This window comes from Bacillus infantis, assembly GCF_020171945.1.
Lineage (GTDB): Bacteria > Bacillota > Bacilli > Bacillales > Cytobacillaceae > Bacillus_AB > Bacillus_AB infantis_A.
In genome coordinates this window covers 100,546-110,488 of sequence record NZ_JAIVAP010000015.1, presented here as the reverse complement: position 1 = coordinate 110,488, position 9,943 = coordinate 100,546, and the positions used below count along the sequence as shown (strand labels likewise).

General features: G+C 47.1%; 10 protein-coding genes. 8 read left to right on the top strand and 2 right to left on the bottom strand.

Annotated elements, in window-relative coordinates; all coding sequences use genetic code 11:
* Positions 1 to 186 precede the first annotated feature (186 nt).
* Positions 187 to 1,158 (bottom strand): ABC transporter substrate-binding protein, encoded by a 972-nt coding sequence (locus LCM00_RS18420; protein WP_224904794.1) that lies wholly within the window; start codon positions 1,156 to 1,158, stop codon positions 187 to 189.
* Positions 1,159 to 1,359: 201 nt separating this feature from the next.
* Here LCM00_RS18420 and LCM00_RS18415 point away from each other — a divergent pair, with 201 nt between their 5' ends.
* The 7 genes from LCM00_RS18415 (at position 1,360) to LCM00_RS18385 (ending at position 6,564) form a co-directional block, all read left to right on the top strand.
* Positions 1,360 to 2,361 carry a FecCD family ABC transporter permease gene (locus LCM00_RS18415; protein WP_224904813.1) on the top strand — a complete coding sequence of 334 codons (1,002 nt, stop codon included), beginning with the start codon at positions 1,360 to 1,362 and terminating at the stop codon, positions 2,359 to 2,361.
* Positions 2,361 to 3,416, top strand: coding sequence for a FecCD family ABC transporter permease (locus tag LCM00_RS18410; protein WP_224904792.1), 1,056 nt, complete (start codon positions 2,361 to 2,363; stop codon positions 3,414 to 3,416). Before LCM00_RS18415 ends, LCM00_RS18410 begins: the two co-directional genes overlap by 1 nt.
* A 51-nt stretch (positions 3,417 to 3,467) precedes the next feature.
* Positions 3,468 to 4,295, top strand: coding sequence for an ABC transporter ATP-binding protein (locus LCM00_RS18405; RefSeq protein ID WP_224904790.1), 828 nt, complete (start codon positions 3,468 to 3,470; stop codon positions 4,293 to 4,295).
* A complete protein-coding gene (locus LCM00_RS18400; protein ID WP_224904788.1) occupies positions 4,288 to 5,022 on the top strand; it encodes an IucA/IucC family C-terminal-domain containing protein in 735 nt (244 codons plus the stop codon). The genes LCM00_RS18405 and LCM00_RS18400 overlap by 8 nt, the downstream gene beginning before the upstream one ends.
* Position 5,023: 1 nt before the next feature.
* Positions 5,024 to 5,284 (top strand): YusU family protein, encoded by a 261-nt coding sequence (locus tag LCM00_RS18395; protein ID WP_224904786.1) that lies wholly within the window; start codon positions 5,024 to 5,026, stop codon positions 5,282 to 5,284.
* The gene (locus LCM00_RS18390; protein ID WP_224904784.1) at positions 5,284 to 5,559 is read left to right on the top strand and encodes a hypothetical protein; all 276 of its coding nucleotides are present in this window, start codon (positions 5,284 to 5,286) and stop codon (positions 5,557 to 5,559) included. Before LCM00_RS18395 ends, LCM00_RS18390 begins: the two co-directional genes overlap by 1 nt.
* Before the next feature lie 87 nt (positions 5,560 to 5,646).
* Positions 5,647 to 6,564, top strand: coding sequence for a proline dehydrogenase family protein (locus tag LCM00_RS18385; protein WP_224904782.1), 918 nt, complete (start codon positions 5,647 to 5,649; stop codon positions 6,562 to 6,564).
* Positions 6,565 to 7,114: 550 nt separating this feature from the next.
* Here LCM00_RS18385 and LCM00_RS18380 read toward each other — a convergent pair.
* Positions 7,115 to 7,243: a YuzL family protein gene (locus LCM00_RS18380; RefSeq protein WP_009791500.1), complete on the bottom strand. Its 129-nt coding sequence runs from the start codon at positions 7,241 to 7,243 to the stop codon at positions 7,115 to 7,117.
* 295 nt (positions 7,244 to 7,538) lie between these two features.
* On the opposite strand from LCM00_RS18380, the gene LCM00_RS18375 reads away from it, so the two are divergent.
* Positions 7,539 to 9,920 carry a 3-hydroxyacyl-CoA dehydrogenase/enoyl-CoA hydratase family protein gene (locus tag LCM00_RS18375; protein ID WP_224904811.1) on the top strand — a complete coding sequence of 794 codons (2,382 nt, stop codon included), beginning with the start codon at positions 7,539 to 7,541 and terminating at the stop codon, positions 9,918 to 9,920.
* Positions 9,921 to 9,943 lie beyond the last annotated feature (23 nt).

The window sequence follows — 9,943 nt, the reverse complement described above, 5'->3', positions numbered from 1 at the left end:
TTGGATTGAATTATTCTTAGTCAGCATTTTTTTCACCTCAAGCATTGGTATATCTTATATTTTATAAAAAAATAGACTGTAGGCAAACCCGAATTTCTTCGAGTTTGTCTACAGTCTGAAAGGATCCGTTTCCGGATCCTTTTGGCTGCTATATAGAAGAGGGGGCTTCTGTTAAGCAGAAACTCCTTATTTAATCATGAATTTTTCAATATCATCAAGCATGAGATTGGCTGCAAGGACACCGCCTGCTGTATTCCAGATGGTATCATCCACTTTGTATACATTTCCTGCCTTAGCAACTTCAAGATTTTTGAAGAGCGGGTCTTCAATCCATTCTTTTTCCACATCTGTTGCTTCGCCGTCCCCTTCTTCATAGGTGAAGTAGAAGAGAGCGTCTCCGTCCATGGCAGGAATTCGTTCTTTGGTGGCATTCTTCTCGGCAAAATCATCAACATCCTGGCTTTCAGGGCGGGCAAAACCGATCTGGTCAAGAATGACGCCTGAGAAAGAATCTTTATGATAGATGCGGACATCTCCGGCCATGAAGCGGACCATTGAGATTTCTTTATTTACATCATCGCCAAGCTTTTCCTTTATATCTGTAATGCGCTGATCATAATCGGCAATGACCTGCTTGCCTTCTTCCTCTTTATTGATAGCTTTAGCATAAAGTTCGAAGTTTTCCTTCCAATTGCCGCGCAATGTTTCCGCAAAAACGGTCGGGGCAATGGACTTCAGCTGATCATAAATTTTTTCCTGGCGCATCTTGTTTCCGATGATCAAGTCCGGCTCAAGAGCTGCGATTGCTTCCACATTCACTTCACTTTCAAGTCCGACAACCTGGACATCTTTCATTTGGTCTGAAATGTGGTCATACCAAGGATCACCTGTCCAGGACTGAACAGCCCCAACAGGAGTGACGCCCATGGCGAGAAGTGCCTCAGTGCCTTCGTTTGTCAAGATGACAATTTTTTCAGGTGTTTTTTCTAAAGTTTCTGTTCCCATTGCATGTTCTACTGTGTAGCTTGTATCTTCGCTGCTTCCGGATGATGAATCTTTGCTGTCTGCCGCTTTATCCTCGTCAGCGCCTCCGCAGGCAGCCAGCATCAGGATGGCTATAAGTGAAAACAGGCCAAGATAAATTTTGCTCAACTTCATACTATGTATCCTCCTAAATGTGATTAATTGATAATCATTTTCAATGACTTTCTTATCATAAAATGAAAGCGTTCAAACTGTCAACAGGTTAATGAAAATGATTCTCAAACTCATTGACAGAGTATGCCGATTCCCCTAGACTTATTAATATAGAAAAGCTGTCATTTGTTTTATAAAAGAGTGCAGAAAGGTTTACGCAGGATGCTATTAAAAAAAACAGGACATAAATGGCTGGGGCTGTTTATTTCAATACTGATACTTCTATTACTAATGTGTGCCAGCATAGTGTATGGCTATACAGATACTACCTGGAAAATGGCCTTCGAAGCTTTTTCGGCATTCGATGGATCTAATGAACATATTATTCTCCAATCAGTCCGCCTTCCGCGGGCGCTGATAGGTGCTGCTACAGGAGCAAGCCTGGCGATTGCCGGTGCGCTCATGCAGACGCTGACAAAGAATCCGCTCGCATCGCCGAGCGTTTTTGGAGTGAATGCAGGCGCCGGCTTTGCAGTCGTGCTGGCTGTATCTGTGTTCTCCGTCTCAAGCCTCCAGGCGTACACCTGGATCTCTTTTGCAGGAGCAGCTGCAGCCGCTGCAGCTGTGTATGGAATTGGCTCTGTCGGGCGTGAGGGGCTTACTCCTATGAAGCTGACGCTGGCAGGCGCCGCAATGAGTGCCATGTTTTCAGCCTTCACCCAAGGGATGCTTGTGGTCAATGAAGCGGCATTGGAACAGGTGCTCTTTTGGCTTGCAGGTTCAGTTTCAGGAAGGAAGCTGGAGTCTCTCACAGCTGTACTGCCATACTTTGCGGCAGGCTGGATTGGGTCCCTGCTCCTCGCGAAAAAGCTGAATGTCATATCAATGGGCGAAGATGTTGCCAAGGGGCTGGGCCTTCGCACAGGCTGGACGAAGCTCTTCGCTGGTGCCGCGATCATCCTTTTGGCTGGCGGCGCTGTTGCTGTAGCGGGTCCGATTGTTTTTGTCGGCATTGTCATCCCTCACCTGGCAAGGGCAGTGGTGGGAATCGACCACCGATGGGTAATTCCATTTTCAGCCATTATGGGGGGAATCCTTCTTGTAGCCGCAGATATATCTGCCAGGTACATCATCATGCCGCAGGAAGTCCCTGTCGGCGTCATGACCGCCATCATCGGCACCCCGTTCTTTGTTTATATCGCTAGAAGGGGGTTTGGCAGCTGATGTCCAAGTATATTAATTTCAGGATCTTCAAGGGCAGGATATCCTTCCTGGCTGACCGTAAATCTCTTTTTACCATAATCATTCTCGCTGCCGCTGCTTTCCTTGTCTTTCTTTTCAGCACAGGCACGGGGGAGATGAAAATAAATCCGCTCAAAGTACTGCAGGTCCTTTTTGGCGGAGGGACGAATATGGAGCAGCTGGTTATCAAGAACTTCCGCCTGCCAAGAATTATTGTTGCTCTTATGGTGGGAATAGGTCTTGCCATTGCCGGGGGCATTCTTCAGGGGATGATCAGGAACCCGCTTGCTTCACCTGACATCATCGGGATCACCGGAGGCGCATCTGTCGCCGTTGTGGCTTTCCTGGCGATATTCAGTGATGATAATAATGCCTTGACCGTAAGTATAGAATGGATGCCTGTTGCCGCTTTCGCAGGCGCTGCAGCCATTGCTTTCCTTGTCTATCTTCTGGCATGGAAAAATGGATCATCACCAATCAGGCTTGTGCTGATTGGAATAGGGATATCCACCCTCACCCAGGCGCTTACTAATCTGATGATGATCCTTGGCCCCATCCATCAGGCTTCACAGGCCAATATATGGATCACGGGCACTGTCCACGGATCAAATTGGGATAATGTCAAAATAATTGTCCCATGGATCATCCTATTATCCGCACTGGCCATGATTTTTGCCCGCAACCTGAACATCCAGGAGCTTGGGGATGATGTGGCCACCGGGATCGGCGGAGCAGTGCAGCGCCACAGATTCATCATGCTGATGCTCAGCACAGGCCTGATCGGCGGCTCTGTTGCATTTGCCGGAGGGATTGGATTTGTCGGGCTCATGGCTCCCCATATCGCAAGGAGGCTCGTCGGATCATCTTTCGGTGCCCTGCTGCCGACTGCCGGCCTGATTGGCGGCATACTTGTAATGGCAGCCGATCTGATCGGCAGGACACTGTTCTCGCCCCTTGAAATTCCGGCAGGTGTGTTTACTGCCAGCATCGGGGCGCCGTATTTTATTTACTTATTATTTAAAACCCGAAATGGATAGCATATAAGAATATCAGCCATTGGATGAATAGATAAAAAAGGAGAGAGCGCTATGACAGCCGGGCAGGCTATTTCAACAAAAGAGCTGACACTTTCATATGGGGACACCATTATCATAAATGAACTGGAGCTGGAAATCCCAAAGGGGGAAATCACAGTATTCATCGGAGGGAACGGCTGCGGGAAATCGACGCTGCTGCGCTCGATCGCAAGGCTTCTGAAGCCGAAATCGGGTTCAATCCTGCTTGAAGGAAAAGCCATCTCCAAGCTGTCCACAAAGGATGTAGCCAGAAGGATGGCCATACTTCCGCAATCGCCATCTGCACCAGAAGGGCTGACAGTCCTGCAGCTTGTGAAACAGGGGAGATATCCTCATCAGACATGGCTGAAGCAATGGACCGAAGAAGATGAAACAAAAGTGAACGAAGCGCTTTCTGCAACAGGGATCGAGCACCTGAAGGACCGTACAGTCGATTCCTTGTCCGGCGGCCAGAGGCAGAGGGCTTGGATCGCCATGACCCTTGCCCAGGATACCGATATCATCCTCCTGGATGAGCCCACGACATATTTGGATATGACCCATCAAATTGAAATTCTTGATCTGCTGTTCGAACTTAACGAGAGGGAGAACAGGACAATCCTGATGGTGCTGCATGACTTAAATCTTGCCTGCCGCTATGCCCATAATATAGTAGCAATCAAGGACAAAGAAATTTTTGCCCAGGGCAAGCCCGAGTTCGTCATCAATTGCAGCCTTGTCCGCAATGTGTTCGGAATGGAATGCGAGGTCACGATGGATCCGCTTTTCGGCACGCCATTGTGCATCCCGTACGGGAAAGGCAGATGCATCCTGAAGAAGCCTGAGGCAGCCAGTGTCTGAAACAGCCCAGGCTTTACGCAGGCTTGAAGACTTCCGCCTTGTCCTGGAGGAAAACGATGACCCTCTCTCGGTAAACACAGGGCATCTTCTGCTGCCAGGGGAAATGGAAAAATATCTGAACAGGGTTGCGAAAGAACTTGATGCACCCATTCCTGCCGCAGGTTCACTTTTTATTAAAAGATATAGCTTCCTGGCAGTAATCTATTTATACAGCTTTACGGCCGGAAATTGCAGGCTTGATGTTTCAGTTGCCAATATCACTGTGGTATCGGCCTATAAAAATGGCATGTGGCTACCAGGCTTTTATCTGATGAATACAGGATCTGTTCAAACGGAGTCTGAACCGCACAAAAAAGGGCGGGAAGACTGTTTTAGAGCTTTATTCTCAGAACATATGCAAATTCTGCTGGAAAGAGTGTCTAAAGCTGCCGGAGTCTCCAGATATATTTTGTGGGAAAACATAGCCGTTTATATCTATTGGCTCTACGAATCAGTCCTCGCTGATGAAAATGATGAAGTGAAAGCAAGAGGTGCGGATGATTTTGCCTGTTTGCTGGGACTGCCTGGAAAATTTTTTGGCATGAAGGACAATCCTTTAAAAAAGTACCATTCGCCTGAGCAGGGGGCAAGGATGAGGAAGACATGCTGCCTTTCAAATCTCATAGATGATTCAATGCGGTGCACCACCTGCCCAAAGTCATGCAGGCTGAGTGAAAGGGGAGTTTAATATGGATCCAAAATTCAAAGAAGAAATAGAAGGCCTTTACAGTAAATACACAGAACTTCTTATCGGCGAAGCTAATGAGGAAATGACCGAGAAGGTGAAGGTATGGATCCTTTATAATCACATCGCAAAATCCATGCCTGCTCTTGCCCGCCACTGGAATGGAACCTGCCCGGAATCGAAGGAATCGGTCAAGAAGCTGATCATGGAAATCAAGGAGCTTAATGAGGCCAAGCGGAAAGAAGAGAATAACAGAAACGGCTAATGAAGGATCTTCCAGGGAGGAAGGTCCTTTTATTTTATGCAGCTTTGCTATACAAGAAAAAGCAGGGAGAGCAGAATATATGGCAGACGGCTGCATATAACAGAGGCCGGAATAAAGCAGGATTACAGCTAATAACAGAGTTTGGCCAGCTGCCGACAAATTCCGCTAAATTTCACGGAAAATTATATTCAATAAAGAGAAAGATGATAGAATTATGGTTATCAAAGGCACATTTCAGAAAATTGACCATATACAAAATTGAATGTGATCCATGAATAATGATCCTTTGCCACTGCCCGGATTTTCGCTGAAAGACAGGGCTTAATTATCCAAAATGTATGCGTTTTCAAGGGGGAGCCATTATGGAACAAGTAATGAGGGACTTTTTTCTCTTTTTATCCAAAAATAAATCGCTGACAAAGCTTGCGAAGAAGTACGGCCTTCGTTTTGGGGCAAGCCGCTTCGTTGCGGGGGAAATGATCAGCCAGGCAGTCAACGTAATTAAAGATCTTAACAGCAAGGGTCTAGTGGTGACCATTGATTATTTGGGCGAATTCGTGGACAATGAGGCAGAAGCAAGGGAAATGGCGGATAACTCAATTTTGGCAATCGAAGCAATCGGCCGTGAAGGGATCAATTCACAGCTGTCGCTCAAAATGACGAGCATGGGCCTGGATATTTCCGATGATGTGGTAATGGGGAATATGAGGCGCATCCTGGAAGCAGCCAAGAAAAACGGCGTGTTTGTCACGATCGATATGGAAGACTACTCCCGCTGCCAGAAGACACTTGATATCTTCAAGCAGCTTAAATCGGAGTACGACAATATCGGGACAGTCATCCAGGCTTACCTGTACAGGACAGAAAGAGATATGGACGATCTTAACAGCTACTCGCCCAACCTGAGGCTAGTAAAGGGAGCTTATAAAGAATCCCCGGAAGTTGCATTCCCGGAAAAGAAAGATGTGGATGAAAACTTCAAGAAAATCATTAAAATGCATCTCCTGAACGGCAACTACACAGCCGTTGCCACCCATGATGATGCCATTATCGACTATACAAAGCAGCTTGTCAGGGAACATAACATCCCGAACAGCCAATTTGAATTCCAGATGCTCTATGGCATCCGCAATGAACGGCAGCTGGAGCTGGCCAATGAAGGCTATAAAATGAGGGTATATGTCCCTTATGGAACAGACTGGTACGGCTATTTCATGCGCAGGCTCGCAGAACGCCCGGCCAACGTGGCATTCGTGCTGAAGGGTATGGTTAAGAAATAGGTATGCAAGGCCCAGCGGGGGATCTGCTGGGCTTTTTTGATGTTTTGATGTTTTGATGTGGAGCTGGCTGGTGGTGTCGATGGGAGAGTCGCAAATATAATGTAGAAGTCGCAAATAAAAATTGTGAGCCGCAAATATAATCAGAAAGTCGCAAATAAAAACTGAAACACGCAAATAAATCGGAAATCTCGCAAATAAAGGAGGCCGGATCCGTCGGTTGACTGCCCTTGTGCAAGGAGAAAGTCCCCACATACCGGCAGGCCGCTTAGTAATAGTGGCTGAAAGCGGCCAGTTGCTAATAAAAGCTTAAAGTTGCTAATAAAATCCAGAAGTTGCTAATAAAACAGAAAAGTTGCTAATAAACCACCAAACTTGCTAATAAATCCTAAAAGTTGCTAATATCCGCAAATACAACCCACCCAAGCCCCCGCCAACCCCTCCTCAAACCCCCTGATCCCCCAACTCTCCCCTAATTTCCACGTCGCCATCCCACAATCCCCCCAAACAATCACAAAAAAGAGAGCGGCCTCCCGCTCCCCTGCATCAATTCTTACTTCTTATACTGATTATTTTGGCTGTTTCTCTTGCCTCCGCCGTCGCGTTCAACTGTCGGGCCTGCGTCGCCTTTTACACTGGCTGCGCTCACGCCTGCTTTTGAAGGGTTTTTCTTATGCTTCATCCTGCTCACCTCCTGCCTGCCAATCAAAATTAGTCGGGGATTGCCCGCCCAAAAAACTGCATTTGCCTATAAAGCGCCGTTCACCTTTTGGGGAGCCTCCATACTAGGTTGTCCATTCAAAGATATTCACTATAAGCCAGACATTGTAAATTTTAATAAATTTCACTCCTAAATATTGCGAAAATTTCAGAAATATCTTATAGTAATAACTAACAGTACTCATTCTCTGCCATTTTTTTTAACAAGAAAATGAATGAGTGTTCATTCAAAAGTGTCAAAGGGGGAAACAAAATTGATCCAACAAATTAAGAAGGCAGCAGTATTAGGCTCCGGTGTGATGGGCTCAGGAATTGCTGCACATTTGGCTAACATTGGCATCCCGACATTGCTGCTGGATATTGTGCCTCGCGAATTAAACGAGGCTGAACAGAAGAAGGGCCTTACATTGGAGGATAAGGCGGTCCGCAACAGGATCAGCCAGGGAGCGCTGCAAAAGCTTCTCAAGCAAAAGCCGGCTCCGCTCACATCCAAAAAAAGCCTTGCTCTGCTTGAAGCCGGCAATTTTGAAGATGATATGGAACGTTTGAAAGATGTAGATTGGATTATCGAAGTAGTCGTCGAAAATCTGGACATAAAAAAGCAGGTATTTGCGAAGGTTGACCAGTTCCGGAAGCCTGGCAGCATCATCAGCTCCAACACTTCCGGAATCTCCGTGAACAGCATGGCTGAAGGAAGATCCGATGATTTCCAAAAGCATTTTATCGGCACCCACTTTTTCAATCCGCCGCGCTATCTGAAGCTGCTGGAAGTGATCCCTGCCAAAACGACATCAGCTGAAGTCCTTTCTTTCATGAAGAAGTTTGGTGAAGATGTACTGGGCAAAGGCGTTGTTGAAGCAAAGGATACACCGAATTTCATCGGAAACCGCATCGGGACCTACGGGCTTCTGATCACTGTACAGGAAATGCTGAAGGGCGGCTATAGTGTAGGAGAGGTAGACTCTGTGACAGGACCTCTGATCGGCAGGCCGAAAAGCGCGACTTTCCGGACGCTGGATGTTGTTGGGCTTGATACTTTCATCCACGTGGCGAACAACGTATATGAGCAGGTGGACGGCAAGGAAAAAGAGGCCTTTGAAGTGCCGGCATTCATGAAGCAGATGCTTGAGAATGGCTGGCTTGGCAGCAAATCCGGGCAAGGGTTCTTTAAGAAGGAAGGAAAAGAAATCCTTGAACTCAATCCGGACACGCTTGAGTACGGGCCGCGCCAAAAGCTGAAAGCTGCTTCGGTTGAAATGAGCAAGCAGGAAAAAGGATTGGCTAACAAATTGAAAGCGCTTGTATACGCGGATGATAAAGCTGGCCAGCTTCTCTGGAATATCCTCAGCCCGGCGCTGCTGTACTCAGCTGAGCTGCTAGGCGAAATTGCAGATGATGTCACAAGCATTGATAAAGCAATGAAATGGGGCTTTGGCTGGCAGATGGGCCCGTTCGAAACCTGGGATAGCATCGGCCTCGAGAAATCAGTCGGCAAAATGGAGGCAGAGGGCAAGGAAGTCCCTGCATGGATTAAGGAAATGCTCTCCAATGGACACACATCCTTCTATAAGGAAGAAAACGGAGATATCTTCTTCTATAAAAACGGCGAATATGTACCTGAAGAAGAAAACCCAAAGAATATCAATATAAAGAAGCTTAAAAAACAAAAGGGAGTCATCAGGAAAAATACAGGCGCTAGCCTATTGGATCTTGGAGACGGAGTTGCCCTTCTTGAATTCCATTCACAAAGCAATGCCATCGGTCTTGATATCATCCAGATGATTAATTTTGCTGTTGATGAAGTTGAAAAGAACTATAAAGGCCTTGTAATCGGCAACCAGGGCAAGAATTTCTCCGTGGGTGCCAACCTGGCGATGATCCTGATGGAGGCGCAGGATGATAATGTCTTTGAACTTGATATGGTTGTCCGCCACTTCCAGCAGGCTATGATGAAAATCAAGTACAGCACCAAGCCGGTAGTAGCTGCGCCATTTGCCATGACGCTTGGCGGCGGCGCAGAGATATGCCTGCCGGCAGCACATATCCAGGCTTCAATGGAAACATACATGGGGCTTGTGGAAGCTGGCGTCGGCCTCATCCCTGGCGGAGGCGGCAACAAGGAGCTGTATATCAAGCATCTTGAAGGCATGCCAAACGGAGTGGAGTTTGATCTGCAAAAAGTGGCCAACAAAGTATTTGAAAGCATTGCTATGGCTAAGGTATCGACTTCAGGGGAGGAAGCAAGGGAAAATAACTTCCTGGGAGCTGCAGACGGAATCAGCGTGAACGGAGACCATCAGCTGTATGATGCGAAGCAGGCGGTCCTTGCTCTCCATGAACAGGGCTATACGCCTCCGGTCAGGAAGAAGGTTCCGGTAGTCGGCGAAACGGGATATGCGACACTTCTCCTTGGAGCACAGGCGATGCTGTACTCAGGCTTTATTTCTGAACATGATTTAAAAATTGCCCAAAAACTGGCGTATGTCATTGCCGGCGGCAAGGTGCCATACGGGACAGAAGTTGATGAGCAGTATCTTCTGGATCTGGAAAGAGAAGCTTTCCTCAGCCTCGTAGCGCAGCCGAAATCCCAGCAGCGCATGCAGCATATGCTTGTTAAAGGAAAGCCATTGCGCAACTGACATATTGGCAGATTGATAGATTA